Source organism: Salinicoccus sp. RF5 (genome assembly GCF_020786625.1).
Lineage (GTDB): Bacteria > Bacillota > Bacilli > Staphylococcales > Salinicoccaceae > Salinicoccus.
Map to the genome: position 1 here is coordinate 156947 of NZ_JAJGRC010000004.1, position 25514 is coordinate 182460.

At 45.8% G+C, this 25514-nt stretch carries 28 protein-coding genes and 2 riboswitches; of the genes, 16 read left to right on the forward strand and 12 right to left on the reverse strand.

The features are described 5' to 3' along the window. The first annotated feature begins 6 nt into the window (after positions 1–6). A complete protein-coding gene (gene ssuE, locus LLU09_RS11635; protein ID WP_040105406.1) occupies positions 7–546 on the forward strand; it encodes an NADPH-dependent FMN reductase in 540 nt (179 codons plus the stop codon). 123 nt (positions 547–669) lie between these two features. Here the strand turns inward: ssuE and LLU09_RS11640 are convergent, their stop codons facing one another. After that, a complete protein-coding gene (locus LLU09_RS11640) occupies positions 670–1764 on the reverse strand; it encodes an aminotransferase class I/II-fold pyridoxal phosphate-dependent enzyme (protein ID WP_228311871.1) in 1095 nt (364 codons plus the stop codon). Between the two features lie 650 nt (positions 1765–2414). Here LLU09_RS11640 and LLU09_RS11645 point away from each other — a divergent pair. From LLU09_RS11645 to LLU09_RS11660, 4 genes are all read left to right on the forward strand, one after another. After that, positions 2415–3179 carry a MerR family transcriptional regulator gene (locus LLU09_RS11645; protein ID WP_228311872.1) on the forward strand — a complete coding sequence of 255 codons (765 nt, stop codon included), beginning with the start codon at positions 2415–2417 and terminating at the stop codon, positions 3177–3179. A gap of 30 nt (positions 3180–3209) precedes the next feature. Next, entirely contained in the window at positions 3210–4034 is an 825-nt protein-coding gene (locus LLU09_RS11650) for an SDR family NAD(P)-dependent oxidoreductase (RefSeq protein ID WP_228311873.1), read from the forward strand. Between the two features lie 108 nt (positions 4035–4142). Continuing rightward, positions 4143–4766 (forward strand): hypothetical protein, encoded by a 624-nt coding sequence (locus LLU09_RS11655; RefSeq protein ID WP_228311874.1) that lies wholly within the window; start codon positions 4143–4145, stop codon positions 4764–4766. Further along, positions 4759–5304 carry a redoxin domain-containing protein gene (locus tag LLU09_RS11660; RefSeq protein WP_228311875.1) on the forward strand — a complete coding sequence of 182 codons (546 nt, stop codon included), beginning with the start codon at positions 4759–4761 and terminating at the stop codon, positions 5302–5304. The genes LLU09_RS11655 and LLU09_RS11660 overlap by 8 nt, the downstream gene beginning before the upstream one ends. A gap of 50 nt (positions 5305–5354) precedes the next feature. Here the strand turns inward: LLU09_RS11660 and LLU09_RS11665 are convergent, their stop codons facing one another. The 5 genes from LLU09_RS11665 to argF form a co-directional block, all read right to left on the reverse strand. Then, the gene (locus LLU09_RS11665) at positions 5355–6134 is read right to left on the reverse strand and encodes a sulfite exporter TauE/SafE family protein (RefSeq protein WP_228311876.1); all 780 of its coding nucleotides are present in this window, start codon (positions 6132–6134) and stop codon (positions 5355–5357) included. Further along, positions 6134–7495 carry an MBL fold metallo-hydrolase gene (locus LLU09_RS11670; protein ID WP_228311877.1) on the reverse strand — a complete coding sequence of 454 codons (1362 nt, stop codon included), beginning with the start codon at positions 7493–7495 and terminating at the stop codon, positions 6134–6136. The genes LLU09_RS11665 and LLU09_RS11670 overlap by 1 nt, the downstream gene beginning before the upstream one ends. A gap of 60 nt (positions 7496–7555) precedes the next feature. After that, entirely contained in the window at positions 7556–8653 is a 1098-nt protein-coding gene (locus LLU09_RS11675) for a DsrE/DsrF/DrsH-like family protein (RefSeq protein WP_228311878.1), read from the reverse strand. 113 nt (positions 8654–8766) lie between these two features. Next, positions 8767–9051 carry a metal-sensitive transcriptional regulator gene (locus tag LLU09_RS11680; protein ID WP_228311879.1) on the reverse strand — a complete coding sequence of 95 codons (285 nt, stop codon included), beginning with the start codon at positions 9049–9051 and terminating at the stop codon, positions 8767–8769. A 160-nt stretch (positions 9052–9211) separates the two neighbouring features. After that, on the reverse strand, positions 9212–10207 hold the full coding sequence (gene argF, locus LLU09_RS11685; protein WP_228312035.1) for an ornithine carbamoyltransferase: 996 nt from the start codon (positions 10205–10207) through the stop codon (positions 9212–9214). A 243-nt stretch (positions 10208–10450) separates the two neighbouring features. Here argF and guaC point away from each other — a divergent pair, with 243 nt between their 5' ends. Beyond that, positions 10451–11434, forward strand: a complete 984-nt coding sequence (gene guaC, locus LLU09_RS11690; RefSeq protein WP_228311880.1) for a GMP reductase — start codon at positions 10451–10453, stop codon at positions 11432–11434. Between the two features lie 82 nt (positions 11435–11516). On the opposite strand, the gene LLU09_RS11695 is transcribed toward guaC, so the two are convergent. Further along, positions 11517–12380 carry a prephenate dehydrogenase gene (locus LLU09_RS11695; protein WP_040105396.1) on the reverse strand — a complete coding sequence of 288 codons (864 nt, stop codon included), beginning with the start codon at positions 12378–12380 and terminating at the stop codon, positions 11517–11519. A 403-nt stretch (positions 12381–12783) separates the two neighbouring features. Here LLU09_RS11695 and aroF point away from each other — a divergent pair, with 403 nt between their 5' ends. Together aroF and LLU09_RS11705 are read left to right on the forward strand one after the other, a co-directional pair. Further along, a complete protein-coding gene (aroF, locus tag LLU09_RS11700) occupies positions 12784–13821 on the forward strand; it encodes a 3-deoxy-7-phosphoheptulonate synthase (RefSeq protein WP_228311881.1) in 1038 nt (345 codons plus the stop codon). A gap of 23 nt (positions 13822–13844) precedes the next feature. Beyond that, positions 13845–14138, forward strand: coding sequence for a chorismate mutase (locus tag LLU09_RS11705; RefSeq protein ID WP_228311882.1), 294 nt, complete (start codon positions 13845–13847; stop codon positions 14136–14138). A 26-nt stretch (positions 14139–14164) separates the two neighbouring features. Here LLU09_RS11705 and LLU09_RS11710 read toward each other — a convergent pair whose 3' ends face one another. Both LLU09_RS11710 and LLU09_RS11715 read right to left on the reverse strand, forming a co-directional pair. Further along, a complete protein-coding gene (locus tag LLU09_RS11710; protein WP_228311883.1) occupies positions 14165–15079 on the reverse strand; it encodes a homoserine O-succinyltransferase in 915 nt (304 codons plus the stop codon). Continuing rightward, positions 15080–16357, reverse strand: a complete 1278-nt coding sequence (locus LLU09_RS11715) for an O-acetylhomoserine aminocarboxypropyltransferase/cysteine synthase family protein (RefSeq protein ID WP_228311884.1) — start codon at positions 16355–16357, stop codon at positions 15080–15082. Positions 16358–16424: 67 nt separating this feature from the next. Next, a riboswitch (SAM riboswitch) is annotated at positions 16425–16521 on the reverse strand. Positions 16522–16609: 88 nt separating this feature from the next. Between LLU09_RS11715 and LLU09_RS11720 the strand changes: the two genes are divergently transcribed. The 3 genes from LLU09_RS11720 to LLU09_RS11730 all read left to right on the forward strand — a co-directional run bounded on the left by LLU09_RS11720 (position 16610) and on the right by LLU09_RS11730 (position 18796). Next, complete coding sequence (locus tag LLU09_RS11720) at positions 16610–16876, forward strand: hypothetical protein (RefSeq protein WP_228311885.1); 267 nt, start codon at positions 16610–16612, stop codon at positions 16874–16876. After that, positions 16873–17616 carry an alpha/beta hydrolase gene (locus tag LLU09_RS11725; protein WP_094907188.1) on the forward strand — a complete coding sequence of 248 codons (744 nt, stop codon included), beginning with the start codon at positions 16873–16875 and terminating at the stop codon, positions 17614–17616. The genes LLU09_RS11720 and LLU09_RS11725 overlap by 4 nt, the downstream gene beginning before the upstream one ends. A gap of 130 nt (positions 17617–17746) precedes the next feature. Beyond that, positions 17747–18796, forward strand: a complete 1050-nt coding sequence (locus LLU09_RS11730; RefSeq protein ID WP_228311886.1) for a YkvI family membrane protein — start codon at positions 17747–17749, stop codon at positions 18794–18796. 13 nt (positions 18797–18809) lie between these two features. On the opposite strand, the gene LLU09_RS11735 is transcribed toward LLU09_RS11730, so the two are convergent. After that, the gene (locus LLU09_RS11735) at positions 18810–19340 is read right to left on the reverse strand and encodes a cysteine hydrolase family protein (RefSeq protein WP_094907190.1); all 531 of its coding nucleotides are present in this window, start codon (positions 19338–19340) and stop codon (positions 18810–18812) included. 113 nt (positions 19341–19453) lie between these two features. Continuing rightward, positions 19454–19553: riboswitch (guanidine-I (ykkC/yxkD leader) on the forward strand. A 45-nt stretch (positions 19554–19598) separates the two neighbouring features. Between LLU09_RS11735 and LLU09_RS11740 the strand changes: the two genes are divergently transcribed. Next, positions 19599–19937 (forward strand): DMT family transporter, encoded by a 339-nt coding sequence (locus LLU09_RS11740; RefSeq protein WP_040105388.1) that lies wholly within the window; start codon positions 19599–19601, stop codon positions 19935–19937. Between the two features lie 2 nt (positions 19938–19939). After that, positions 19940–20254 carry a DMT family transporter gene (locus tag LLU09_RS11745; RefSeq protein ID WP_040105387.1) on the forward strand — a complete coding sequence of 105 codons (315 nt, stop codon included), beginning with the start codon at positions 19940–19942 and terminating at the stop codon, positions 20252–20254. Positions 20255–20260: 6 nt separating this feature from the next. On the opposite strand, the gene LLU09_RS11750 is transcribed toward LLU09_RS11745, so the two are convergent. After that, positions 20261–21145, reverse strand: a complete 885-nt coding sequence (locus LLU09_RS11750) for a LysR family transcriptional regulator (protein ID WP_094907191.1) — start codon at positions 21143–21145, stop codon at positions 20261–20263. A gap of 99 nt (positions 21146–21244) precedes the next feature. Between LLU09_RS11750 and LLU09_RS11755 the strand changes: the two genes are divergently transcribed. After that, positions 21245–22234 (forward strand): YeiH family protein, encoded by a 990-nt coding sequence (locus LLU09_RS11755; protein WP_228311887.1) that lies wholly within the window; start codon positions 21245–21247, stop codon positions 22232–22234. 28 nt (positions 22235–22262) lie between these two features. Here the strand turns inward: LLU09_RS11755 and LLU09_RS11760 are convergent, their stop codons facing one another. Then, positions 22263–22613, reverse strand: a complete 351-nt coding sequence (locus tag LLU09_RS11760; RefSeq protein ID WP_228311888.1) for a YflT domain-containing protein — start codon at positions 22611–22613, stop codon at positions 22263–22265. A gap of 153 nt (positions 22614–22766) precedes the next feature. Here LLU09_RS11760 and LLU09_RS11765 point away from each other — a divergent pair, with 153 nt between their 5' ends. Then, a complete protein-coding gene (locus LLU09_RS11765) occupies positions 22767–24077 on the forward strand; it encodes a Na+/H+ antiporter family protein (protein WP_228311889.1) in 1311 nt (436 codons plus the stop codon). Between the two features lie 64 nt (positions 24078–24141). Next, positions 24142–25512 carry an MATE family efflux transporter gene (locus LLU09_RS11770; RefSeq protein WP_228311890.1) on the forward strand — a complete coding sequence of 457 codons (1371 nt, stop codon included), beginning with the start codon at positions 24142–24144 and terminating at the stop codon, positions 25510–25512. Positions 25513–25514 lie beyond the last annotated feature (2 nt).

Sequence of the window (25514 nt, forward strand, 5' to 3'; positions counted from 1 at the left end):
GGTCATATGTACGATGTTGTGATTGTCTCAGGCAGTCCCTCGCAGTTCTCCAGGTCTGAAAGTGTCTTGAAATATATCGGCGTTATATTGGCGGAACGTGGCCTATCCGTCCGCCATGTATCCGTGCGGGACGTGCCAGCCAAAGATTTGATGTTCGGTAACTTCAATAGTCCAGCAGTCACTGATATTGCTGAAGACATCCATAATGCAAGAGGTGTCATTGTAGGTTCTCCAGTATACAAAGCTGCTTATTCTGGGGTGTTGAAAAGCCTCTTCGATATACTTCCGCAGGATGTATTAAGAGATACTCCTGTGCTGCCTATAATGTCAGGAGGGAGTATCTCCCACTTGCTTGCGATGGAATATACATTGAAACCCCTGCTCTCTACGTTGAAGGGTGTTCCCCTTAAAGGTGTCTATTACCTGGATAATCAGATTGACAAGGAAAGCACCGAACCCATTCTGGATAGTGCACTCATATCAAGGACCGAAAAACAGATAGACTACCTGATTGATAAGATGAATATCGAACAAACCTACAGATAAAGAGCACGCTCGATCGAGCGTGCTCTTTATACTGTCCACATAGTTCCGAATGGAGTTGTCCGATACTTACCTCCAAGCTCTCATTCATTGAAGATTAAAGTTTCGGCTATCAGTTCTGGAGCGTCATACTTCTCTTTTTGATTTGGCAAGCGCCTGGGTCAAGTCATCCCGGATGTCTTTGACGTCTTCTATACCTATGGAAAGCCGGATCAGATGATCATCAATGCCTCTCTTTATCCGTTCTTCGTCCGGCATATCTGCATGGGTCTGCGTAAATGGGAAGGTTATGAAAGTTTCGGTACCCCCCAGGCTTTCTGCAAAGGTGCAGATCTCTATGTTCTGAAGCAGTGCACCGACATCATAGGTCTTATGCAGCCTTAGACTCAGCATGCCTGTCCGTCCGGAATAAAGGACTTCATCAATCGCCTCGTGTCCGGTGAAGTATTCCGAGAGTTGCTTTGCATTTTCTGTTGCACGATCCATTCTGAGGTGCAGGGTCTTCAATCCTCTTAGAAGCAGGTAGCCGTCAAAAGGAGAAAGCGTAGCACCGATCATATTATGGTGTATGGACAGAGTGTCCCCCAATGATTCATCTTTTACCGTAACGACTCCGGCCAAGACATCATTGTGTCCGCCAATGTATTTCGTCGCTGAATGAAGGACGATATCTGCCCCATCTGATATAGGCGTATAATAGTATGGAGTGAGGAATGTATTGTCAATTATGGTCATTATTCCGTATTCGCGGGCCAATTCGTAGACTTCCTCGAGGGACACTTCTATCATTGAAGGATTTGTGATCGGTTCGATGAAGAATGCCTTTGTTGAACTGTTGAGATTTTTTTTCACATCTTCCAAGTCATCGAAATCCACATATTTGAACCTTATATCGTACTGCGCTTCGTAGAACTCAAATATTCTGAAGGTACCGCCATAGAGATCAAAGCTTACAAGCACCTCATCCCCTGGCTTGAATAGGTTGCAGACAAGCTGGATTGCAGCCATACCACTGGAAGTGGCAAAAGTACGGGCACCGCCCTCCAGTTCTGAAAACGCTTCTTCAAAATGTGAGCGTGTGGGATTTGCCGTCCTTGTATAATCGTAGCCGGTCGACATGCCCAGCCCTTCGTGTTCATAGGCGGTAGCTGTATAGATCGGACTTGTTGTCGCCCCGGTACTATCCCCCGTCATTCCTATCTGTGCGAGTTTAGTGTCCATGGTATTCCTCCTAAAATATAATAAAAAAGGCCTCCATCCATCTGCAGAATTGATCTGTCAGAAGGACGAAAGCCCAAGCTCACGTGGTACCACCCTTTTTTATGGAAATATCACTATTTCCACCTCATCCAGTATTTACATACTGTTCTTCTGTAATGGGAAGATGCCATTGACACTCCGAGCCCATGTTCAATTCATCATCCATTACTCCTTTCCACCTGCCGGAGCTCTCTGTAAATGCCTTAGAATCTACTCTTCTCTTCATTATGTCGCCCTATAAAATTCAGTTTAAACTAATATACAGATTTATTGAGATAAAGTCAATATCATTATCTGATATATATAAATAGTTTGATCTTTGCGTATTTTCAATATCATGATTTATTATCGTTATAATAATATGGTAGAATGGGGTATGGAACATCAAATGCCATCAATATTAAGCGATACTTTATTAACGACAAATAACAGGTCTATTATGCTTGTTAATTACTATCAGTAAAAGGTTTTTTTGCATTTTTATAACGCAGTTCGCACCATCGTTTCATAAGCGATACATCAGATTATGAGGAAGCATTTCATTGAGTTGTGGACAGGTATATGAATAATGTTATAATTATGGTAACAATTATAAGGAAGAAGGTAAATCTATGAAGGAAATGAATCAGGCGATATACTATACTACTGCTCAAGTAAAAGATAAAGTGGAACTGTCAGATCAGAACGTTCGAAAGTACGTTAGGCTGCTTGAAGACAGGAAGTACGAAGTTGCTAAAGATGAACATAATAGAAGACTGTTTTCACAAGGGGATGTAGAGGTCCTGAAAGCTTTCATCAAACTTGCAAAACAGCCAGGTTATACATTGGAGACAGCGGCAGACGAAATCATCGAAGAGGTACCGAGCATTGTTACGGAAACTTCCCAGAATGTTCCTGCCAACGTTACCAATAGCGATATCAATCAAATGCTTGGAGTTGTCATGGATAAACTGGAAGCGATGCAGCAGGAAAACAGGGAGCTCAAGAACAATGTACATAGGCTGGTTGAAAAGCTTGATGAGTATGGTAAATACTCTCAAACACTGTCACTTCAATATAAAGATGAAGATAAGAATGAAGAGTGGAATCACTCTGCTGGATCAGAGGATGCGGAAGTATATGAAGACGTACAGTATGAGGAAACGCCTCGGACAGATGATGGAGAAAAAGAAGATGCTGGCGAAAGAATGATCTATACAAGCGATATCGGGGACCAGGAGAAAAGTAGTGCCTCAAACGTGGATATGAGCAATTATGATGCTGCGGAAGATGATTCCGAAAGAGAAGAAACTGGTAGTGCCGCCCAGTCGAATAGACAGGACGAAGAAGAAAAAGGTGGTTACTTCAGCAAGTTGTTCAGCATGTTTAAAAAATAGAATCCGACAGGATGCGATTGGGGTTGGACCATGGCTAAAGTGATTTGGATTACAGGAGCTTCAAGCGGTTTTGGCATGGCAGTAGCTTTACAACTGTTGAAGCAAAGAAAACACGTCGTTTGCGTAAGTGCCAGGCGTGCTCACCTCTTGGAGGTGCTTGTCAGAAAGGGTGCACACGCCTACCCGCTTGACATCACTGAGACAGCTGACATAGGAAAGGTACAGGAGGCTATCGAAGCGGATCATGGCCCAATTGATGCAGTACTGGTGAATGCCGGCTTCGGAGAGTATGGACCTATTGAAGAAGTGCCTGAAGAAGCAGTCAGGCGCCAGTTTGAAGTCAATGTATTTGGAGCTGTGGAAACGGTCCGTTCAGTCCTGCCATCAATGCGTCGGGAGAAGAGAGGACGCATCGTGCTGACCAGTTCCTCAGCTGCGCATGTTTCAAGTGCAGGAATGGGCTATTACGCTGCTACAAAGCACAGTATCAAAGCTATAGGGACGGCATTGAGACAGGAAGTCGGGGAATTGGGGATTGATGTAGTCATGGTCGAGCCTGGGGTTGTGAAAACCGCTTTTGGGCAAGTGGCGCTTGAAGAAAACTATATGGCACCGAAAGTTCCTGACTATCAGAACCAGATGGATGATCTGAAGACTTTTATGCTGAAAGCCTTCGAACGGGCACCGGAAGTCGACCATACCCGGGATATTATGATAAAAGCTCTGATTGAAGAGCGTGTAAAGCCAGTCTATCGGACTACTCGGGGATCGCTTGCTTTAGGTTTCATGAGCAGGTTGATTCCTGCAAGGATGTATGATGCCATCGTGAAGCAGGCAATCGACAGGCTGCATTAGATGATCGATGAAATTTCTGAAGGTGGGAAGTGCAATTAGCTTTTAATGTATCGAAATTCATGGCATCATTATAAGCGTCTTTAAATCTATTGGAATTGGATTGATAGCATGTTTGAAACGTTTGATATCGGTAGCATCTCCATACCTTCGGTCTATATGGCCATCATATTATCCTTTATAGTTACCTACCTGATGCTGTGGGAGTCTGAGGATAAGAAAAGACTGTTCAATGAATGGACGAATGCTATCATCCTCCTGTTTTTGGTCTATAAACTGACATACATACCATTCAACTGGTCTGAGTTTATAAATAATCCAATGGGTGTGCTCTACTTCGATGGCGGGGCTGAAGGCCTTCTGCTGGCTCTGACAGTGACTTTCTTCTACCTCTTCTACCGTTCCCGAGGTTTATTCTATGTAGAAGCCTATTGCATCTTCTCCGTGGCGCTGCTTGCATTCTATGGTGTTCTGGAATTGAGGACGCTCCCCCAATGGCCTTATATCGCCATGGCAATAATAACGCTTGCCGCATTGGTTCTGATCTACTTCATGTGGAGGCGTTTCAGGGCGATATTGGCCATTACTGCAACGGTATTTATAATGCAGTTATTGGGAAGGTTCTTCATCTACAGTGGTCCTGAAGTTTTGGGTATAAGCATTATCCAATGGTGGATCATAATAAGCCTGATTTATGTATTGCTATCCGTTAATAAGGGGAATGATGATGAGTAGGATGCGCCATGTCATCCTCATCACCATACTACTTGGAGTGATTGGGTTTACACTCTATGAAGCTCTATCGGACAGTATAGAGGTGAGCGGGAATCTTGAGTCAGACCCGGAAACTGGTCTTGAAATCGGGGCGAAGGCACCTGATTTCACCCTCGAAACACTTGAGGGGGAAGAGATTACGCTGAGTGAGGTGGGAAAGCCTGTCATGTTGAATTTTTGGGCTTCCTGGTGTCCACCATGCAAAGCTGAAATGCCTCATATGGTCAATTTTTATGAGTCCCGCAGTGATGATGTGGAAATCATTGCAGTAAATATGATGCATCAGGAAAGCAGCGTGGAAGACATGAAAGCATTCCATGATGACTATCAATTGAATTTCCCTGTACCACTTGATGAGGACGGAACTGTGACAGGCATGTACCAGGTGAAGAGCATACCAACCTCGTACTTCGTCAATGCAGAGGGATACATCGAGTCCAAATACATCGGCCCGATGACAGAACGGTCAATCAACTCAGCTTTCGATAAGATAAACTAAAAGGCACAGTGCAGAAAATGCACTGTGCCTTTTAGTCTGTAATGGTATATCTACATGAAGATTTCGGTCCATATCTTTATTGCTGTACCCAAAATGAGTAGTGCAAGTATCCATTGAAGAATCTTCGTATTCATGTTCTGGCCTGCCTTGGCACCCAGAGGTGCAGCAATGAGACTGGCTATGATCATGATGACTGCGGGTCCATAGAGTACCTGATCCGTCACAACTTTACCGATTGTGGTACCAATGGAAGAAATGAATGTGACGGCAAGGCTTGTGGCAATGGTTACCCTGGTGGGTATCTTAAGCACTACAAGCATAATCGGTACGAGTATGAACGCACCCGCAGCACCAACGATACCTGCTGCAGCCCCAGTGATGAATGCAAGTGCAGCTGCCAGAGGACCATTGAAATCGAGGTTATCACCTGGATTGAATGGCACTTCCTTTTTTGGAAGGAACATCATGACTACAGCAATTGTTGCAAGTACTGCATATACGATGTCTATCTGGGTCTCGGTGAGAAATTCTGATCCGTATCCACCAAGAAGACTGCCGATCAGGATGGCTCCACCCATATAGGCAATCAATCTCATGTTCAAATAACCACTGCCTTTGTATGCCCATACACCGGCAATCGTTGCAAAGAAAACCTGTACGGCACTGATGCCTGCCACCTCATGGGAAGTGAATGCAGCGATTCCAAGCATGGATGGAATATAAAGCAGCATTGGATACTTTATGATGGAGCCACCGATTCCTACCATCCCGGAGATGAAGGAACCGATGAATCCGATCAGAAATATAATGATTATAAAAGTAATGTCCATTAGTTCATCGCTTCTTTAATGCCGGCATAACCTTTTTCTATATTGACGACATTATCGAAGCCGCGTGCTTTAAGTGCACTCATCGCGATGGCTGAACGTACACCGGATTGACAGTGGACATAGATCGTGTCGTCTGTGTTGAATGGCACTTCTTTCTCATCGAGATGACCAAAGTGGACATGATGAGCATTATCAAGGTTGCCTTCCTTATACTCGGAAGTGGAACGGACGTCCAGGATATGCTTATCTTCATGGTTCTCGACCAGTTCTTCAGGTGTTACATTTTCGTAGGAATCATCGAAGTACTTGTCTGCTTTATCCTCAGGGACGATCAGCTTAAGGTTGTCGAAACCGATGGATGCAAGATCTTCCTGGAGGGTCTTGCTGTGTTCAGGATTGGCGATTACTGTCATCGGCTGATCATAATCTACATACCATCCGGCAAATTGAAGGAATTTGTCATTGTATGGGATGTTGATTGCGCCTTTTTTGAATCCTTTTTTGAATTCTTCCTTGCTTCTGAGGTCGAACAGTTGGCCTGGAAGCGTATCAGGTGTACCGACTTCGACTTCCTTCACCTTGAATTCAGGCAAGCCTTCCTTATTGACCTTCTTCATCTGTGCAAAGTAGCTTGGCGGCACTGGCTGGTCACTTGTCAGTTCCTTGATGAAGGCATCTTTGTCTTCGTATTCGAACACCCAGTTGTTTTTGCGCTCATATCCAAGAGTGGACAATGGTACTGCGCCAAGGGATTTACCGCAAGCACTGCCTGCACCGTGGCCAGGCCACACTTGCATATAGTCAGGATAGTCATTCATCTTCTTGAGGGAATCGAACATCGCATTCGCGCCTTCTTCGGTTGTACCTTCCATTTTTGCAGCTTCTTCGAGCAGGTCTGGCCGGCCGATGTCACCAACGAAGATGAAGTCACCAGTGAAGATGCCCATAGGCTCATCACTGCCGCCTCCACGATCGGTCAGGACAAATGAAATGCTTTCTGGAGTATGACCTGGTGTGTGGATGACTTTCAGCTCGACATTGCCGACATTGATGATGTCGCCGTCTTTGAGGTAGACGGTATCTCCTGGCATATTTTCGTATTTCCAGTTTTCGTCACCTTCATCAGATACGTATGCTGTCGCATTGAAGTGTTTTGCAGCATCGCGAAGACCGGAAGCGAAGTCCGCGTGGATATGCGTTTCCGTCACTTGAGTAATATTGAAACCTTCTGCTTCAGCCACTTCTTCATACTCATCAATCACTCTTTTTGGATCGATGATGATTGCTTCCTGTGTCTTTTGACAAGCTACCATATAAGAAGTCTGTGCAAGTTTTTTATCGAAGAATTGTTTAAAGAACATTTGAATACACTCCTTGAAATTTTGATTGGTTAGTGTGGATGCTTAGGGCAACCTGTCCAATTATATGAACAGGTTCAAGTTGCCGTTTTCTGCATCGCCGAGGTAGGTGCCTACGCCGCCGAAATTGACGTTAGGAAGAAGCTCATCTTCGTCAATGGCCATGATATCCATGCTCATTGTGCAGGCTACCATTTTGACGCCGAGTTTATCTGCCTTTTCAATCATTTCAGTAAGCGCGTCTACCTTTTTCTTCTTCATTACATATTGGATCATTTTGGATCCGAGACCGAACATGTTCATGTTGGAAATCGGAAGTTTAGAGGCGGATTTTGGCATCATCATGCTGAACGCCTTATCCAGACCGGATTTATTCTTTTTCGGTGCATTCGGGTCCTTGATGACATTGAGGCCCCAGAAAGTGAAGAACATAGTGACATCTTTGCCCATGCTTTTTGCACCGGTGGCGATGATGAATGAAGCTAGTGCCTTATCCATATCCCCGCTGAATACGACCATCGTTGCGCCATCTTTCGTTTCGACCATCTGATGACCTTCTCCGGCAGCCTTGGCCTGTGGTGCATTCTTCTGCATCACTACTACAACCTTATCTTCTGATTTTTCATTTTTAAGAATGGAATTTCCAGTCTTGCGTGCCCATGCTTCGACATCTGTGCAGAATCCGAAGTCTGTAACCGTGATTTCCATCTGCTGTCCCGGCTCCAGCTCTCCCATCACTTCATTAACCTTAAGGAGAGGGCCTGGACATTGGAGCCCACTTGCTTCGACCTTTACCCGGTTTGGATCAATTTCAACATTTGCAGTTGATGCCTCTGAAGTTTCGCCTGCTTTGTCTGCACTGTCGTATTTCCCTGTATATGCTGAATAGCCCTCTTCAAGGTTCACTGCGTCGAAACCATTGCGTTTCAGTATTTCAACTGCATTTGCACCGCGTTTTCCGCGCTGGCAGTATACATGGATCTTTCTGTCCTTTGGAAGTTCTTCGAGGCGTTCTTCAATTTCATTTACGGATACATTGTCTGCCTCAGCAATGTGTCCCATTTCATATTCGAAAGGTTCCCTTACATCCAATAGATATTCATTTGCTTCGACCACCTGGTCGGCGTCATTGATGTGGTACTTTGTTTGCGTGTTACTCATATTGCTAAATCATCCTCCTGTTTTTAATACCTATAGGGGTATAATAACAATGCTTTTTCAATTTGTCAAATACCTATAGGGGTATTTTTTTAAATAAATAAAAACAGATGGAATCATCTGCTCTTATTAAGTAATTCAACTGCTTCTTTGACAAGTTCGTCTGTATCTTCATCCGGATTGTTCATGGTTTCCCTCACGCACTGGACAAGATTTTCACTGACGATGACGTTCATTGTACGATTGAGTGCACTTTTCGCTGCGCTCAATTGGGTGACGACATCTTTGCAGTCCTTGCCTTCCTCAATCATTTTCAGTGCACCGTTGATTTGGCCCTGAAGACGATTAATGCGATTGATTACAGCTTTATCGTAGACCGTCTGTTCTTCTAATGTAGCCAACAACATCACCTTCTTTATTTGATATATGAACATTATAAAGGGTGAAATTGCATTTGTCAAATACCCCTATAGGTATATGAGCTTAAGTTTTATCTCTTCCTTATATACCCGGGCACGTATAGATTACACATCAAAAAAGAGCAACTGTGAAGTTGCTCTCCTAATAGACGTCGCCGCAGGTTACAGCGAGCAGTGCTTTAATTGTATGCATTCTGTTCTCAGCCTGATCGAAGACCTTCGAATAGCTGCTCCTGAATACTTCGTCGGTCACCTCTAGTCCATCCACCCCGAATTTTTCATAGGCAAGTTTGCCCACATCGGTGGTTGTATCATGAATTGCAGGCAGACAATGGAGGAAAATGGTATTTTCCTTTCCAGTCATATCCATCATCTGCTGGTTGACCTGGTATGGATGGAGAAGTTCATAGCGTTCCTCCAGTGCATCTTCTTCTCCCATGGAACACCAGACATCGGTGTATATGACGTCACTTCCATAGACGCCCTTTTCAACGTCTGAAGTGATCAGAGACCGGCTTCCCGACTGCTGCTGAAGCTCTTTAGCCAACTTCTGCACTGAAAGTGCAGGCTGCAGGGACTCGGGCGCCACGATATTGATGTTCACTCCAAGGATGGCACCCGTCACGAGAAGAGAATGGGACATGTTGTTTCTGCCATCCCCTACAAAAGTGACTGTTTTTCCATGGTATGTGCCGAGGTGTTCCTTTATCGTCAGAAAGTCAGCCAGCATCTGGGTGGGGTGCCACTCGTTTGTGAGGGCGTTCCATACGGGGACGCCGGCATGCTCACCGAGCTCCTCGACGGTTGACTGTTCAAACCCCCTGAAGGCGATGCCGTCAAACATCGATCCCAGTACTTTTGCCGTATCCTCCACGGATTCCTTGGCCCCGAGCTGCATGTCGTTCTTGCTTAAGTATTCCACGTTGGCACCAAGTTTGCTCGCTGCCACCGTAAATGCGGAGCGCGTACGCGTCGACTGCTTCTCGAAGATGAGTGCGATGTGCTTGCCGCTCATGAAACGCTGAGGAATGCCATGCTTTTCCTTTGTCTTCAAGTGTTCCGCAAAGTCGATCAATGTCTCCAGCTGGTCTTTATCGAAGTCATATTCCTTCAAAAAATTCTTACCATAAAAATTGATGAGTTTTAATTGCTTCGCCGCCCCAAGTAATCATCTCCCTGAAAAGTATTTAACGACAATTATACATGAATATAAGCAAAAATCAAATAATTATTTAAAATAATGCATAAATACATACAAATATTCATTGTATGTTATATATGATATGTACCTTGACTTTAGGCTGCAAATATCATAAACTACCGAATGGCGAACTTAATAAAGTTATTTTGAGAAAATATTCGTATTATGAGGAGAATTCCAATGGAAAATGTATTTGATTATGAAGATATCCAGTTGATTCCGAATAAATGCATAGTAGATAGCCGATCAGAATGTGATACATCCGTAACGCTCGGAAGGCATTCATTTAAACTGCCTGTCGTTCCTGCCAACATGCAGACAATTATTGATGAGAAAATTGCACTCAAATTGGCGCAGGAAGGTTATTTCTATATTATGCACCGGTTCAATCCAGAGAAACGCATGGACTTCGTCAGAATGATGAAAGAGCAAGGATTGATCACTTCCATCAGTGTCGGCGTCAAGGAAGAAGAGTTTGATTTTGTCGATCAGTTGAAAAATGAAGCGCTTGTTCCTGACTACATTACAATCGACATCGCCCATGGGCATTCCAACAGCGTCATCAGGATGATCCAGTATATCAAGGAGCACCTGCCTGGAACCTTCCTGATTGCTGGTAATGTAGGTACACCTGAAGCAGTTCGAGAACTTGAGCACGCAGGGGCAGATGCTACAAAAGTAGGCATCGGACCCGGGAAGGTATGCATTACGAAGATAAAAACAGGATTTGGCACAGGAGGCTGGCAGCTGGCGGCTTTGAGATGGTGTGCAAAAGCAGCTTCAAAACCCATCATTGCCGACGGCGGCATAAGGACGCATGGTGACATTGCAAAATCCGTGCGCTTTGGCGCCTCCATGGTGATGATCGGTTCGCTGTTTGCGGGACATGAGGAGTCACCGGGGGAAACTGTGGAGAAGGACGGCAAGAAATATAAGGAATATTTCGGTTCCGCTTCAGAGTTCCAGAAGGGCGAGAAGAAGAATGTGGAAGGCAAGAAGATGTATGTCGAGTACAAAGGACCGCTGCACCATACATTGAAGGAAATGGAGCAGGATCTGCAATCCTCCATCTCCTATGCTGGAGGTGATCGGTTGGATGCAATCCGTACCGTCGATTATGTAATGGTCAAAAATTCAATCTTCAATGGTGATAATGTTTACTGATTTTTAAAATCTCACAACTATTTGAATCACCCCCGATCGTTGGTCAGTACTCAACGATTGGGGGTGATTTTTAGTATGAAGGTTATTCTGATTCCGGCATTTCGAGGTTGTGGAGATCATGATATCTGCGCCTGGCTTCCACCATCATTTCCTGCATTGTTTCCACATCCTCCGTTTCTATTGCATCTTTCAAAAGATCCATCTGTGACTTGAAGCGGTCGATGTGGTCAATCAGATAGTCCTTATTCATTACAAATAGTTCCGGCCACAAATTTTCATTGATGTTGGTGATGCGCGTCAAATCCCTGTAACTGTCGCCTGTATACTGTTTTGTATTCCTCTCTACATCATCGCTGTTGATGAGGGAGAGGGCGATGACGTGTGTCAACTGGCTTGTAAACCCGATGACGTCATCGTGGAATTCGGGAGTTACAGAGGAGACATTTTTGAAACCCATCCTTTTGATGAGGGAAGTCATAAGTTCGACATTGTCGTCCCTGTTCCTGTCTGTCAATGTAAATAGATAATTTGCGCCCTTGAACACTTCAGCGCTGGAATATTTCAGTCCCCTGTTTTCTCTGCCGGCCATCGGATGACCGAAGACGAAGTCTGCAGATTCAGGCAGAAGCGGTTCGATCTGTCCTATTATCGAACGTTTTACTCCGGTGACATCCGTCAGGATGACGTTCTCCTTCAGAAGAGGTATGTATTTTTCCACTAATGATTTCAGTATGAGTGGATATACTGAAAAAATAATCAGGTCTGCGCGGGGAATTATTTTCTCCGGATCGGTGAACCCCTGCCGGATGATGCCTTCATGTTCGGCATGCTCCAGTGTATCTTCGTCTACGTCAATTGCGTATACAGTGTGTTCGCGGGCGTTTTCCCTCAAGGATAATGCGAACGAGCCGCCAATGTTTCCGAGGCCTACTATGACAATGTTCATTCCTATACCTCCACTTTCATTCATATTAGAGTAGTATAAACGGAAATAAATGTTTAAGCAATATAGACATTTCTGATAATTCTGTATTGACAAAATAATATTAGGGGGATATAATGACTCTCAACACATCTCAAAAGAGGCGATTATATGTTACACATTAAACAACAACAGCATAATCGATTTTACTTTAGCTATTTTTGATACCGTTTGTACCCATCATTGCGTACAAACGTAAAACAAATTTGTTTGTATCAGTGATGGCTAAAGCATTTTGTGATGTCTAGCCATTTATATAAATAAGTGGCTAGGGTTCAGGTATATCATTTTATCAAATTCCACCGTCACTTATTTATACAATGAGTGGCGGTTTTATTTATACAAATTCTATTGGGAGGTCTTTATTATGATAATTCATGTTGCGCATGGTTCAAAAGAGAAGGAGATTCAGGAGCTGGTCAATAATATAGAAGCAGCTGGTTTCGGGGTGAACCGTTCGGATGGCAAGAACCGGACTGTGATCGGGTTGATCGGTGATACTTCAAGAGTGACTGAGAACGATTTCGCGAAATACAAGATAGTGGATGGCGTACACCGCATCCAGGCACCCTACAAAAAGGCGAACAGGCAGTTCCACGAGGACGATAGTGTGATTGACATCGATGGTGTCAAAGTAGGCGCAGAAAACTTCCTGGTATGTGCAGGGCCATGTTCTGTTGAAAACGAGGACGATATGGTGGCGCTCGGCAAGAAGCTTAAAGCCGCAGGTGCAAACACTTTCCGCGGCGGTGCTTTCAAGCCAAGAACATCTCCATACGCTTTCCAGGGGCTCGGTCTCGAGGGGCTGCGCATCCTTAATGTAGTAAAGGAAGAAACAGGTCTTCCAATCGTATCCGAGCTGATGTCTACAGACTACCTCGATGAATTCGTCGAATCTGTCGATGTCATCCAGGTGGGCGCCCGTAACATGCAGAACTTCGATCTGCTCAAAGCAATCGGTGAAACGGATAAACCGGTACTTCTCAAGCGTGGCATGTCTGCAACGATGAAAGAATGGTTGATGTCTGCAGAATACGTCATGGCCGGGGGCAATGACAACGTCATCTTCTGTGAAAGGGGCGTCCGCACTTTCGAGACTGCCACCCGCAATACACTCGATCTTCAAGCTGTACCGGTCATCCAGAAGGAGTCCCACCTGCCTATAGTCATCGATCCAAGTCACGCAGCAGGTGTTAGGCACATCATCCCGTCCATGGCCAAAGCGGCAGTAATGTCTGGAGCGAACGGCCTCCAGATAGAAGTACACGAAGACCCTGAAAATGCATGGAGTGATGGACAGCAGTGCCTGACTCCTGATGAGTTTGCAGAACTGATGCAGACGATCGATATGCTGCTTGAGATAGAAAAGAAGACAGCGACAGGAAAGCAGATCGTCCAGCAATAAATCCAGGTTAAGGAGGGATGACCATGAATGAACATGAAAAATTGAGGCGTAGAATCGACGAGCTGGATGCAGAACTGATTGCGATATTTGAAGCAAGAATGGAAGTTGCAGGCCGTATTGCAGAATACAAGATGGAAAATGACATTCCCGTATTTGATGAAGCGCGGGAAGAGCAGGTCATTTGTAAAAATGTAGGAAGATTACAGGATCAGAGCTTGGAGGTTTATGCCGCTTCATTTTTCAGCCACCTCATGGCACTCTCCAGAAAGCGGCAACATGAAAACCTGAAGAATTACCCACTCTCCCATAAACTATAAAAAATAGCCTGCGATCCTATCGCAGGCTATTTTAATTCTGTCAGGTCATAGTAGGTATTCTGATAAGTTTCGTTGATCCAGTTGCTGAAAAGGAGATGGCCATGGCTTTTCCAGCTGAATATTGGAGCCGCCGTCGGATTGTCTTCAGGGAAGTAGTTGTGTGGGATGGCAATCTCACGGCCGCTGGCCAGATCGCGGTCATATTCATTCTTTAGTGTATCCCTTTCATATTCCAGATGGCCAAATATGAACAGATCCCGCTGATCCTCTGTACTCAGGATGTCCGGGCCGAATTGCGGATGTGAGGTGAGGACTTTCAATTCCTCAGTGCCATCTATCGCATCCATATCTACCTGGGTGTGACGTGACTGGGGCACCTGATACACATCATCAAACCCTCTGAGAAGGGGATGGGTCGGCATCAGGTTATTATAGTCGAAGACGCCGAACAACTTGGTGGGCAAAATTGATTTCTGTATGCCAAAGTAGTGGTTCAAGGCGAATTGGGCGCCCCAACAGATGAAGAACCTGGAGAAGACGTGGGTTCTTGACCACTCGATGATGTCACGCAGTTCTTCGATGTAATCGACTTGATCAAAATCGAGCTTCTCCACTGGTGCACCTGTGACGATCATGCCATCATAACGCCGATTGCGCACTTCGTCCAAGTTGTGGTAGTACTTCTGAAGGTGGCTGGTCGGCGTATTTTTGCTGTGGTGTGTGGTCATATACATAAAATCGATATCTATCTGCAACGGTGTATTGCCCAGAAGGCGCAAAAGATGAAGTTCCGTTTCCTCTTTTTTAGGCATCAGGTTCAAAATCAACATACGCAGCGGACGTATATCCTGTGTATGCGCACGGGTCGCTTCTATTGTATATACATTTTCTTTATGGAGGCGCTCCCGTACCGGGAGGCCTTCAATGATTTTTATAGGCATCTAAATCGCATCCAGACCTTTTTTTAGATCGTCTATGATGTCATCCACATGCTCCAATCCGACAGACAGACGGATCATTTCCGGTCTTACCCCCCCTGCCAACTGCTCATCTTCCTTAAGCTGGGAATGGGTGGTGGAAGCGGGATGGATGACGAGTGACTTGGCATCCCCGACATTCGCAAGCAGTGAGAAGAGTTCGAGGGATTCTATGAACGTCTTTCCGGCTTCATATCCGCCTTTGACACCGAATGTAAATATGGAAGAAGCACCTTTCGGCAGGTATTTCTTCTGGAGCTCATGATACTCGCTGGATTCGAGGCCAGCATAGTCGACCCATTCCACTTTATCGTGGTTTTCCAGGAATTCTGCAACGGCCTTTGCATTCTCCACGTGCCTTTCCATCCGGAGTGACAATGTTTCGATTCCTTGTGTGAGCAGGAATGCATTGAATGGAGAAAGTGCAGCTCCGGTATCCCTGAGCAGGGTAGTACGGATCTTGAATGCATAGGCAGCAGGTCCGAACGCATCAGTGAAGACAAGGTCATGATAGGACGCATCCGGCTCCGTCAGTCCAGGGAATTTTCCGTTATCCCAGTTGAAGTTTCCGCCATCAACGATTACGCCCCCGATGGAAGTGCCATGGCCGCCAAGGAATTTTGTGGCCGAATGGACGACTACGTGTGCGCCGTGCTCGATTGGACGGCAGAGGTACGGAGTGGCGAATGTGTTATCCACGATAAGTGGTATACCATTATCCTCTGCGATTTTCGCTAATGCCTCCAAATCTTCCACGTTGCCTTCCGGATTGCCGATGGTCTCTACAAAGATCGCTTTAGTGTTTTCCTTGATTTCACGTGAAACGTTCTCAGGATCTTTCGCATCGACAAGACTGGTCTCGATACCGAACTTTTTGAATGTATGGGTGAACAGTGTGTGAGTTCCCCCATACAGGCTGGCGGAGGAGACGATGTGATCTCCGGCGTTTGCTATAACCTGTATGGCGTATGTAATGGCAGCCATGCCGGATGCAACGCCAAGGCCGGCAACTCCACCTTCGAGTTCTGCAACACGCGTCTCCAAAGCGGCAGTCGTTGGATTCATGATACGGGTATAGATGTTGCCTACATCTTGCAGGCCGAATAGTTCTGCAGCATGCTTAGTATCGTCGAATACATAGGAAGTCGTCTGATAGATGGGAAGCGCGCGTGAATTTGTGGTAGGGTCCACTTCTTGTCCGGCATGAAGCTGTTTAGTTTCGAAGCGATGATTCTCTGTCATTGTTTCATTCCTCCAGTAATATATTATAAAAAAGAGCCTGCCCAAAGATTAAGGGAGACTCTCGAGTCACTCATCTTTCAGGAACGTACCTGTTGGATTTAGCACCTTACTTAAAAGGTTGCCGGGCTTCGCAGGGCCAATCCCTCCACCACTCTGGATAAGCAAATATTTGATTAGAGACTATGTTACTATAATGGAGGACAATTTGTCAAACACTTTTAAAAATTTAAATAATGGAGAGGAGGAGAGGATATGATCGATTTCCTGGTCATCATTCTGATGGTCATAGCTCTTGTGCTTTTCGTTTTGAGCCGTCATCAATTGGACAGGACCAAAAAAAGCATGTCTGAACATAATTACATTGAAGAATTGTATAGCCGGGTTTCAAAAGCGCATGGGGCGGGGAAGACGAAAGAGGAGATAATTACAATGATGAAGAAGGACTATAGGCTCGATGAGGATGAAGCGGAATACATATATCATCGGACACCAGATATCCAGAAGGAGGATAAATCATGAAAATCGTAAAGCCTGAAGCGTTGAACTATGGAAGTGGCCCCAGGGCAGTCATGCTGCTCCATTCCTTCACCGGAACGGTCAGGGACATGAAGCCGTTGGCCCAGCACCTTGAGCAGCACGAATATACCGTCCATGTACCAAGCTTCGAGGGACATGGCATGGGACCGGAGGCACTTGTACAGAGCAGCCCTGAAGATTGGTGGAAAAATGTATTGGATGGATATGATCAGCTCAAGGATCAAGGGCATGAAAGCATAGCAGTCGGCGGTGTTTCCCTGGGCGGTGTGCTCGCCCTCAGGGCAGCCGAGGAACTCGACAGCATCAATGGCATTGTGGCCATGTCTGTGCCCCAGGGCAGAGATGTTGGGGATATAAACAGAAGAGTCCTGAACTATACGAAGAACTTCCTGAAGTTTACTGGAGAAGATGATGAAAAGATCATGGAGAGGGTCCAGTACTACAAGGACAATCCGATGGAAAGTCTGGATGACTTCCGGAAGCTGATCGACGAAGTACATGGGAATCTTGGAGATATTGGTGTTCCGGCAGCAGTCAAGTATGGAGGGAAGGATGCGGAAGCATACATGGACAGTGCGAAACATATATATGATGGCATTAGCCATAATGAAAAGACATTGCAGTCCTATGCGGACACCGGCCACCTGATGACGAGGGGCGGAGATCAGCAAGCGCTTTTTGAGGATACCCGGAAGTTCTTCGATTCGCTCGACTGGCAGTGACGAAGATAAAATGATGGGAGAAGGTCTTTCTTCATTTGCCAACCTTCTTCAATAAGTTTAATATGAAGTTATTGTTTTTAAAATATTAAGATAATTCGGAGTGGTCAAATTGCAGAATTTCAGACAAGCCTTGAAGATAGGCTTTGCCTATACAGGTGTAGTAGTTGGAGCGGGGTTCTCCACCGGACAGGAGATACTCCAGTTTTTCACAAATAATGGTGCAGTGAGCATCTTTGCGATATTATTGTCAGGTCTTTTGATACTTTTTACTGGTAAATGGACAGCGGATGTCGGTTTCGACATCAAGGCGGAGTCCCATGTGGATTCCCTCCTGAACATGTTCGGGAATATATTCGGACGGATCATCGACATTGTGCTTGCGTTCTTCCTGTATGGAGTAGCCGTCATCATGTTTGCCGGCGCAGGCTCGACCTTCTATGAAAGTTTTGGTGTAGCACCATGGATCGGGTCGCTCATACTGATTATCGGCGTCTATATCACATTGAATATGGGCTTCAACCGGATTGTCCTGGCTCTCGGAGCCATCACGCCGTACTTGCTTGCACTTGTGGTGATCATTGCTGTCGTCAATTTCCTGAGTCCAGCTGTATCACTTGGTGAAGTGGATCAACATGCCCAACCTTCTGAAACGACGTTCGGGCCGTGGTGGTGGGATGCCATTACATATAGCGGCTTTACGATTGCGGTAGCCTTCAGCTTCCTTACGATGATGGGTTCTGATTCAAGTTCAAGGAAAGTAGCTGGCTGGGGCGGCATGATAGGGAGCATCATCATCATTCTGCTCATGTTCCTCATTAATAATGGCCTGTTGGCCCGTATGGACCAGGTGAATGAATTTGAACTGCCGATGCTGCTTCTGGCCAACGAAATCCATCCGATACTCGGCTTCCTGCTCTCGATAGCGATGCTGCTTGTCATCTACAATACAGCTGTCGGCATGCTGTACCCGTTTCTTGTCAGGTTCAGCCAGCCGAAGAGCCGTCGCTACAATATCCTGCTGCCGAGTGCGCTGGTTCTCGGCTACTTCCTCAGCTTCGTAGGTTTTGCCGACCTTGTGGGGACTGTCTATCCGGTGATGGGCTATGTGGGATTACTGCTCGGTTTGGCGATGTTCTTCAAATGGATCAAACTTATGATGGCAAAGAAAGCTCCTCAATGATGAGGAGCTTTCTTCATTTTCCATCCTTTCCTATGATGAAGACATTCATATTGGAGAGGACATCAATTGTCTTATCATGAAGTGTCCTATCAGTACTGGCTGATAGATCTTTGTTGAGTGTGATGTCTGCCTGGGGAAAAATATTCTGGATGACCATGATGTTTGCAAGTACGCAGACATTCGTCTCTGCACCGACAAATTCCACGGTGCGGTTGGTCTCTACTTCATCGCCATACTTCTTCTGGATTTTCCGCGCTTCTTCAGGAGGGATGCCGTAGAATGTCTTTACATATTCATCTCCGTGGTCTTCGAGCGGCTGGCGGAACTGCGGAAAGATTTCCTCATCGAAGCGGATGCTTTCCAGGCTCCGCTTCTCCTGTTCAAATTCCGGATAGAGATTGCGGGTATAGAGGACGGACTCGCCCTCATCTATAGCCTGTCGTATACGCGCTTCGATGCCATCCCGCACTTCTTTAGTGGATTCTGCGTACCCTGTGCCATTTTCATCAAATATATCATTTTGAAGATCTATTGCAATGAGCATTCAATCTACTCCTTTATAATGAAGGTTCATGATATTCATTTACCCATTTACCACTGCTTCATACCCTCTCCCTTGAAAATCCCCCTCATTTTAGTTACCATGCAGGTAATCATATAAAAGTCGCCTAGGGTTCCGCCATCTGACGATGGGCCTGGTCCGAGAGGCGGCGCATGAAGTTTATTCATGACACGGAAGGATAAAAGCCTGGGAGAAGATACCATTCTCTTTCAGGCTTTTTTATATTACAGGAGGTAGGAAATGACTAGGCAATGGATTAAAGTTGTAATCGCCAGTGTTTTTGAAGTGGGCTGGGTTGTCGGTCTCACCCATTCGACGACGTGGTATGAATGGGGAGCCACCCTGATCGCCATATTTTTAAGTTTCTATCTGATGATTGATGCAGGTAAATATCTGCCGGTAGGCACCGTTTATGCGGTCTTTGTCGGTCTGGGGGCATTCGGTACCGTTTTTTCTGAGATCATTCTTTTTGGTGAACCATTTGTACCTATAAAGATCGTTCTGATTTCGCTTATACTTTTTGGAGTGATCGGATTGAAAGTGGTTACCGATGAAAATACTGATGGGGAGGCACGATGACTATGGCATGGATTTCGCTTATTGTAGCAGGGCTGTTCGAAGTGTGCGGCGTGCTTTCGATAAATAGGCTGCATCGGGACAAATCTCTATTCTCCCTCGTACAGCTGCTGATATTTTTCGGCCTATCCTTCTTTTTTCTGTCGCTTGCGCTTGAAGTGCTGCCGATGGGTACGACCTATGCAGTATGGACAGGCATCGGAGCTTCTGGAGGAGCGTTGCTCGGAATGGTTTTCTTCGGGGAATCGAAAGACTGGAAGCGGATCTTCTTCATCATGCTCATCATTTTTGCCGTAGTCGGTCTGAAGTTGGTTTCCTGATACTCATCATGAAACTTCGTGTGGCTCAATGGCCGTTTCATTGAGCAGGCTGAGAAGGGCAAGTGTGCTGGCTGAATGGAAGCGCACTTCCGGTGTGAGCAGATAGAAGTATCTGTCGAGGTTCATGTCATTGTAATCGATGCGCTGTAAACGTCCTGTTTCAAGTTCATGCTGGACGGTGTGTCTTGACAGCACTGAAAGGCCGATGCCGCTTCCTACGGCGTTCTTTATTGCCTGGGTACTGCTTAAAGTGATTGTTTTAGGCTGTATATCAAGACGTTTGAAAACCTGTTCCTGGTAATGCCGGGTACCGGAGCCTTCTTCACGGATCAGCCAGGTTGCCGCATCCGGTTTTTTCAGGGAGGTGTCGGGAAAGGCAGCGTTGGCGACAATATACATGGAATCCTTGAGAAGATGGGTGACATTGACCCTGGAGTCGGCAATTTCATCTTCGATGATTCCTATATCAAGGTTGGAACTGTTTATGCCTTCCATGATGGATGCTGAATTGCTGATCTGCACTTCAGGTACCACCCCCGGATATTTTTCTACGAGCTTTGCGAGTATGGCGGGGAGTATGTACTCTCCATAAGTGTAGCTTGCACCGATCTTCACAGGACCTTTCGTTTCTTCCTGGAGGTCATGTATGAGATGGTGCATCCTCGACTCGATGGATAAAGCTTCTTTGGCATGATGATAATATATCTCTCCAGCTGGGTTCAGACGTATCCCGCGGGTGGAGCGTTCAATTAAAGTGATATCAAGCTCCTCTTCGAGTTGCTTGATATATCCTGATACTGCGGGCTGTGTCATATGGAGCATATGCGCTGCCCGTGTGAAGCTGCCTTCCTCCACGACTGATACGAATACCTTCGCTACTTGAGTGATCATATTTAATCCTCCATAACCTATTGGTTATAATTAACATAATTATATACTATTTCACTTATGTCTCCCACCATTCTATCATTGAGGTGGGAGGCGAATAATATGAGAGCTGAAAAGCTGCAATTCTGGTACGGTATTCTTTTTACATTATTCATAGCAGTCATCAGCTTTGGAATCGCCCAGTTGCCGGGGTTCACCTACATTGGTCCGCTGGCGACGGCAATCATTCTTGCATTCATATACAGACAAATTTTCGGATACCCAGATAGGCTGAGGTCAGGTATCCAATTTTCAGCGAAAGTGCTGTTGCGCGCTGCAATCATTCTATATGGGCTCAAACTCAATATAGATACGGTGTTCACCGAAGGTCTGCCGCTTTTGATGAAATCAGCAATCGTCATTGCTCTGGCAATCCTTCTATCATATGCATTGGCGAAAATATTCAAAGCCGACATGACCCTGTCCATGCTGCTTGGTGTGGGGACGGGGGTTTGCGGAGCTGCTGCCATTGCTGCGGTTGCGCCGATAATCAAAGCGAAGGATGAGGATACGGCGGTCAGTGTAGGCATCATTGCCCTGCTGGGTACGGTGTTCTCCATATTTTATCTCATCATCCGTCCTTATCTGCCCATCGGTGATGTTGCATATGGGGTATGGTCTGGGCTCAGCCTGCACGAACTTGCACATGTCGCGCTTGCTGCAGAGCCAGCAGGTGAAGAAGCATTGGCATTTGCACTCCTTGCAAAGCTTTCGAGGGTGTTTTTGCTCGTACCCCTATGCTTCATCTTCATCTGGTATATGAGAAGAAAACAGAGCAGGACAGGAGAAGCCAAGGTGGCTTTTCCATATTTTCTTATCGGCTTCATTCTGATGAGTCTGCTGAACAGCTATGTACTTGGAAATGCAGTGGTACTGCCGGAAGGCACTATGGATCTTATTTCCAACCTGACCACACTGCTCCTGACGATGGCGATGATTGCACTTGGGCTGAACATCAATATGAAGGATATGGCAGGCCGTACGCTGAGCCCCTTCGCCATCATCTTCTTTGTTTCCATATTGATTTCATTAATGGTATACATTATAAAATAAAGCCGTTTCCCGAGGAAACGGCTTTATTTTAGGAAAGATATTGTTCAACACTATCATTATTTGTAACGATCAGGAAAACTTTTCCTTCATCCATCTCGCTTTCAAAGTTTTCCGCTTCGGACTCTGAAAAGCCAAGGTTCTGTAGCTGTTTACGGAGCAGGTCGCCTTTTTTCTCGAAGGTTGATTTCACTGCTTCCCCAACGCCCATTTCACTTAGCCCCACTGTGCTGGCACCAGAGTTGTCTGCAATGCGTTCAGTACGGTCATCGTCGTGGGAGATGACATAGATATCGTCTGCTTTAACATCTTTGGAAGTGAGTTTCGCAATATCATCTTGGAGTGCTTCATCATTCGTATAAGGTTTAATGAATGGTTTCATAATATATGATTCCTCCTGAATGTAATGATAATAACAATCCACAAAAACATTACCCTTTGTTGATGCAATTAAACATAGCCGTATTGACAAATGCTCTCAAAGTATTTAGTATTGCGATGTTGTAAAACTATAATGTTCGGAAGGTGACTCTATTTGAATGCGGTCCTGATAGCGGTTTTTGTAATGATTTTATTAAGTCTCTTCAGATTGAATGTAGTATTGGCACTATTCATCGGCGCCCTGGCTGGTGGTTTGGTTGCAGGTATGGGATATGGTGGGGTCATCACCGTATTTACAGAAGGTATCGTAGGGGGAGCGGAAATTGCACTCAGTTATGCGCTGCTCGGTGGATTTGCTGCACTGATCGCCTACAGCGGCATTACAGAAGTGCTTGTGGGATTCATCATCAAGGCACTGAAGAAGGAGCAGTCCAAAAAGGCAAGAATCATTGCGAAAGTCTCGATCGTCATCGCTCTTCTTGCGGTATCAATCATGAGTCAGAACCTCATTCCGGTACATATTGCATTCATTCCGATACTCATTCCACCACTGCTCAGCCTGATGAATGAACTTGGTTTCGACCGGCGCCTCATTGCAGTGGTATTGACTTTCGGACTGACTTTCCCCTACGTCCTCTTTCCGATCGGTTTTGGACAGATATTCCAAAATACGATTGTGACGGGATTCGAATCCGCAGGGATGGAGATTGTTTTCGGAGAAGTGGCGCCTGCACTCATCATTCCTGCAAGTGGATTTGTTGTCGGCCTTTTCCTGGCATTATTCTACTATAGGAAGAACCGCCGTTATGAAACGAGGGATATCGCCTCTGAAGGTGCTGCAGAGGTAAGTGTTAAGACAGTCTCCATTGCAGTGGTTGCAATCATTGCGACATTCGGGGTCCAGATCTTGACGGATTCGATGATTTTCGGTGCGTTGGCGGGCATCATGGTATTCTTCCTCTCCTTCCAGTTCAAGTGGAGCAGGCTGGATAATGAATTGGTCAACGGCATCAAGATGATGGCATATATCGGCATCGTCATGCTGGCTGCAAATGGTTTTGCTGCCGTCATTTCAGAAACTGGACATGTCAGTCCGCTTGTCGATGGCATTGCGAACATCCTATCGGACCAGAAGATACTTGTAGTCGTCTCCATGCTGTTTGTAGGTCTGGTGGTGACTATGGGGATAGGCTCCTCCTTCGCAACCATTCCGATTATTGCGAGCATATTCATACCAATGGGAATGGAGCTTGGTCTGTCGATACCTGCCATCATTGCGATCATCGGCACTGCAGGTGCATTGGGTGATGCCGGCTCACCTGCTTCCGACTCGACACTTGGTCCCACGGCCGGTCTTGCCGCAGACGGGCAGCATAACCATATATGGGATACTTGTGTTCCAACTTTCATATTCCTGAACATCCCCGTACTGATTGCAGGTTTCTTTGCAGGGATGATCCTATAACATTTAAAATCCATCCGGAGCCATAGCTCCGGATGGATTTATATCATCAAGAAAAGGTGAGTTTATGTATCATACAGATTCAAAACGTGAAATGTACAAACAGTTCATCAGAATACTGTGGCCGATCATGATCACCCAGGTACTTCTATACTCAATGAATCTGATCGATACCATGATGTCCGGGAGGGCGGGAGTGGAGGATCTGGCTGGTGTGGCCATCGGATCGAGTTTCTGGGCACCGGTTTCGACAGGCATCAACGGCGTCCTTCTGGCAGTCACGGCCATCATTGCCCAGCTTCTTGGGGCAGAGCGGAAAGACGCTGTGCGCCATAATGTACAGCAGGCCATCTATATCGCAGCAGCACTCACTGTCCTGATCCTATTGCTTGGCATGTTTTTCCTGGATGACCTGCTTAATTTCATGGGGCTGGAGAACTCGGTCCACCATATCGCTTATCACTACCTTGTTGGACTAGCAACCGGTATATTGCCGTTATTCATGTTCAGCGTATTGCGCAACTTCATTGATGCACAAGGGTTCACAAGGATATCGCTATACGTTATAACAACGTCGTTGCCCCTGAATATATTCTTCAACTATACGTTGATTTTCGGGAATTTCGGCTTTCCTGAACTTGGAGGTATCGGTGCAGGCTATGCGACAGCCATCACCTACTGGCTCATGTTCCTCCTCATCTCCCTCATGGTCTTGCGGGTGGCACCATTGAAGGCGTTCTACATATTCAGAGGGTGGTCCCGGCCTTTGTTGCGCACCCTGCGGCATCATTTGGCTGTAGGGGTTCCAATCGGTGTACTCATATTTGTAGAAACAAGCATCTTTTCTATGATGACCCTCCTCGTTGGAGTGATGTTTACAACAAATGTCATCGCAGCCAACCAGGTGGTACTCAATTTTACGACCATGCTTTTCATGCTGCCATTGAGCATATCCATGGCAATGACGATTGTGATTGGTTTCAGTGACGGAGGCGGCAGGCATGAAGATGCAAGGCGTTATAAAATGATGGGGACCATTTCAAGTCTGGGCCTTGTGGGCATCGCATCCATCTTCCTGTTCTTTTTCAGGGAGCCGATTTCGTATTTGTATACGGATGATCCTGAAGTGGTTGCCGTTACAATGCCATTATTCCTTTTCGCCATCATCTACCAGTTCTCCGATGCCCTGCAGGCTACGTTCCAAGGGATACTGAGGGGGTACAAGGATGTAGTAGTCCCTTCAGTAATCGCCATCGTTTCCTACTGGCTCATCGGCATGGTTTCAGGATATCTTCTGGCCTCCCAGACAGACCTCGATGTTTATGGCTTCTGGATCGGCATTTCCATCGGCCTTACGTCTGCGGCCATCGGGTTCCATATGCGATTGAAGCATATTGAAAGCAAAAATATGTTTAAGACCTTCCGAAGTGCGCAATAGTT

Bases quoted from the DNA above. Each gene is read 5' to 3' on its own strand.
- ssuE (WP_040105406.1), top strand. From the start codon at position 7: ATGTACGATGTTGTGATTGTCTCAGGCAGTCCCTCGCAGTTCTCCAGG.
- LLU09_RS11640 (WP_228311871.1), bottom strand. From the start codon at position 1,764: ATGGACACTAAACTCGCACAGATAGGAATGACGGGGGATAGTACCGGG.
- LLU09_RS11645 (WP_228311872.1), top strand. From the start codon at position 2,415: ATGAAGGAAATGAATCAGGCGATATACTATACTACTGCTCAAGTAAAA.
- LLU09_RS11650 (WP_228311873.1), top strand. From the start codon at position 3,210: ATGGCTAAAGTGATTTGGATTACAGGAGCTTCAAGCGGTTTTGGCATG.
- LLU09_RS11655 (WP_228311874.1), top strand. From the start codon at position 4,143: ATGTTTGAAACGTTTGATATCGGTAGCATCTCCATACCTTCGGTCTAT.
- LLU09_RS11660 (WP_228311875.1), top strand. From the start codon at position 4,759: ATGAGTAGGATGCGCCATGTCATCCTCATCACCATACTACTTGGAGTG.
- LLU09_RS11665 (WP_228311876.1), bottom strand. From the start codon at position 6,134: ATGGACATTACTTTTATAATCATTATATTTCTGATCGGATTCATCGGT.
- LLU09_RS11670 (WP_228311877.1), bottom strand. From the start codon at position 7,495: ATGTTCTTTAAACAATTCTTCGATAAAAAACTTGCACAGACTTCTTAT.
- LLU09_RS11675 (WP_228311878.1), bottom strand. From the start codon at position 8,653: ATGAGTAACACGCAAACAAAGTACCACATCAATGACGCCGACCAGGTG.
- guaC (WP_228311880.1), top strand. From the start codon at position 10,451: ATGGAAAATGTATTTGATTATGAAGATATCCAGTTGATTCCGAATAAA.
- LLU09_RS11695 (WP_040105396.1), bottom strand. From the start codon at position 12,380: ATGAACATTGTCATAGTAGGCCTCGGAAACATTGGCGGCTCGTTCGCA.
- aroF (WP_228311881.1), top strand. From the start codon at position 12,784: ATGATAATTCATGTTGCGCATGGTTCAAAAGAGAAGGAGATTCAGGAG.
- LLU09_RS11705 (WP_228311882.1), top strand. From the start codon at position 13,845: ATGAATGAACATGAAAAATTGAGGCGTAGAATCGACGAGCTGGATGCA.
- LLU09_RS11710 (WP_228311883.1), bottom strand. From the start codon at position 15,079: ATGCCTATAAAAATCATTGAAGGCCTCCCGGTACGGGAGCGCCTCCAT.
- LLU09_RS11715 (WP_228311884.1), bottom strand. From the start codon at position 16,357: ATGACAGAGAATCATCGCTTCGAAACTAAACAGCTTCATGCCGGACAA.
- LLU09_RS11720 (WP_228311885.1), top strand. From the start codon at position 16,610: ATGATCGATTTCCTGGTCATCATTCTGATGGTCATAGCTCTTGTGCTT.
- LLU09_RS11725 (WP_094907188.1), top strand. From the start codon at position 16,873: ATGAAAATCGTAAAGCCTGAAGCGTTGAACTATGGAAGTGGCCCCAGG.
- LLU09_RS11735 (WP_094907190.1), bottom strand. From the start codon at position 19,340: ATGCTCATTGCAATAGATCTTCAAAATGATATATTTGATGAAAATGGC.
- LLU09_RS11740 (WP_040105388.1), top strand. From the start codon at position 19,599: ATGACTAGGCAATGGATTAAAGTTGTAATCGCCAGTGTTTTTGAAGTG.
- LLU09_RS11745 (WP_040105387.1), top strand. From the start codon at position 19,940: ATGGCATGGATTTCGCTTATTGTAGCAGGGCTGTTCGAAGTGTGCGGC.
- LLU09_RS11750 (WP_094907191.1), bottom strand. From the start codon at position 21,145: ATGATCACTCAAGTAGCGAAGGTATTCGTATCAGTCGTGGAGGAAGGC.
- LLU09_RS11755 (WP_228311887.1), top strand. From the start codon at position 21,245: ATGAGAGCTGAAAAGCTGCAATTCTGGTACGGTATTCTTTTTACATTA.
- LLU09_RS11760 (WP_228311888.1), bottom strand. From the start codon at position 22,613: ATGAAACCATTCATTAAACCTTATACGAATGATGAAGCACTCCAAGAT.
- LLU09_RS11770 (WP_228311890.1), top strand. From the start codon at position 24,142: ATGTATCATACAGATTCAAAACGTGAAATGTACAAACAGTTCATCAGA.